Below are 1351 nucleotides of genomic sequence, written 5' to 3'. Positions count from 1 at the left end.
GGGGTCTGTCAAATCTTTTGTGTAAACTCTCTTAATGCTTCCCCCCGAGGGGGGATGTTATCGTAAATGCTGTCCGATACGATCCGGGAAAAACACGGAAAGCTGCAGCAGCATTTGACCCCAGTTTTGTACACGACCCGTCCATTTACGAGTTACATCCATCGTGGCCAGGTATAACATTTTGAGCAGCGATTCATCCGTTGGAAAGATGCTTTTACCTTTCGTTACTTTACGTAGCTGACGGTGGTAACTCTCAATAATGTTAGTCGTGTAGATGATTTTACGAATCTCTGCGGGGTATTTGAAGAAGGTGGCGAGCTCATCCCAGTTATTACGCCAGGAGCGAACAATGAGCGGATATTTGCTTCCCCAGATTTCCTCGAAGCGATCTAGTTCAACTAGAGCCATCTCCTCATTAACGGCTTTGTAGATGGGTTTCAGATCAGCCGTGACCTTCTTTAAATCCTTATAAGAGACGAATTTAGTCGAGTTACGAATCTGGTGGATAATACACTTTTGTATTTCGGTCTTGGAATAACAGGCTGAAATCGCTTGTGTGAAGCCCGTTAAGTTATCTACACACGTAATTAGGATGTCTTGTACACCACGGTTTTTCAGGTCATTGAGGACGCTCAGCCAGAACTTAGAGGACTCGTTCTCTCCGATCCACATGCCAAGTACATCCTTGCAACCATCCAGATCAATTCCGATGACCATGTACGCTGCTTTGTTTACAATGGCGCCATCTTGCTTGACCTTAAAGTGAATGGCATCGAGGAAAACAACGGCATAGACAGCTTGTAGCGGCCGATTTTGCCACTCCTTAATAAGGGGGATGATCTTGTTTGTGACGTTGGAGATGAAGGTTGGAGAGACCTCAATGCCATACAGATTTTGTAGGTGGTCTTGGATCTCACGGGTGCTGACACCTTTGGCATAGAGGGCAATAATTTGGTCTTCAATACCGGTTACATTGGTTTGGTGCTTCTTCACGACGAGCGGCTCAAAGTCGCCTTCACGGTCACGAGGAACCACGATCTCTTGCTCACCATACTCACTGATGATGTTTTTCTTGCTCTTGCCATTGCGGCTATTGGTAGTCTGCTTGTTCTGCATATCATGTTTCTGATACCCCAAATGCTCATCCATCTCTGCCTCAAGCATCTCTTGTATCGTCTCGGCAAATAGATTCTTTAATGCATTTTGAGCGTCCTGTGCAGATACCAATTTGTTCTCCTTAATAAACGCTCGGAGTTGCTGCTTTGTCCATAATCCCATGTGTTCTCCCCAACCTCTCGTATACTTCCATTTTAATGGGTTTAGGAGTTTACACAATCTATTTTACAGACTC

Annotated in this window: 1 protein-coding gene; it reads right to left on the bottom strand. The window is 45.1% G+C overall.

The window, feature by feature from the left end:
- Window positions 1–57: 57 nt before the first annotated feature.
- The gene (locus E2980_RS23875) at window positions 58–1278 is read right to left on the bottom strand and encodes an IS256 family transposase (RefSeq protein ID WP_135154709.1); all 1221 of its coding nucleotides are present in this window, start codon (window positions 1276–1278) and stop codon (window positions 58–60) included.
- Between the last annotated feature and the right edge of the window lie 73 nt (window positions 1279–1351).

Origin of the sequence: Cohnella luojiensis, assembly GCF_004564235.1 — a bacterium.
GTDB lineage: Bacteria > Bacillota > Bacilli > Paenibacillales > Paenibacillaceae > Cohnella > Cohnella luojiensis.
The sequence above is the reverse complement of the archived record's forward strand: the minus strand, read 5'-3'. Positions and strand labels throughout refer to the sequence as shown.

Coding starts and splice junctions, on each gene's coding strand:
- E2980_RS23875 (WP_135154709.1), bottom strand. CDS start 1,278: ATGGGATTATGGACAAAGCAGCAACTCCGAGCGTTTATTAAGGAGAAC.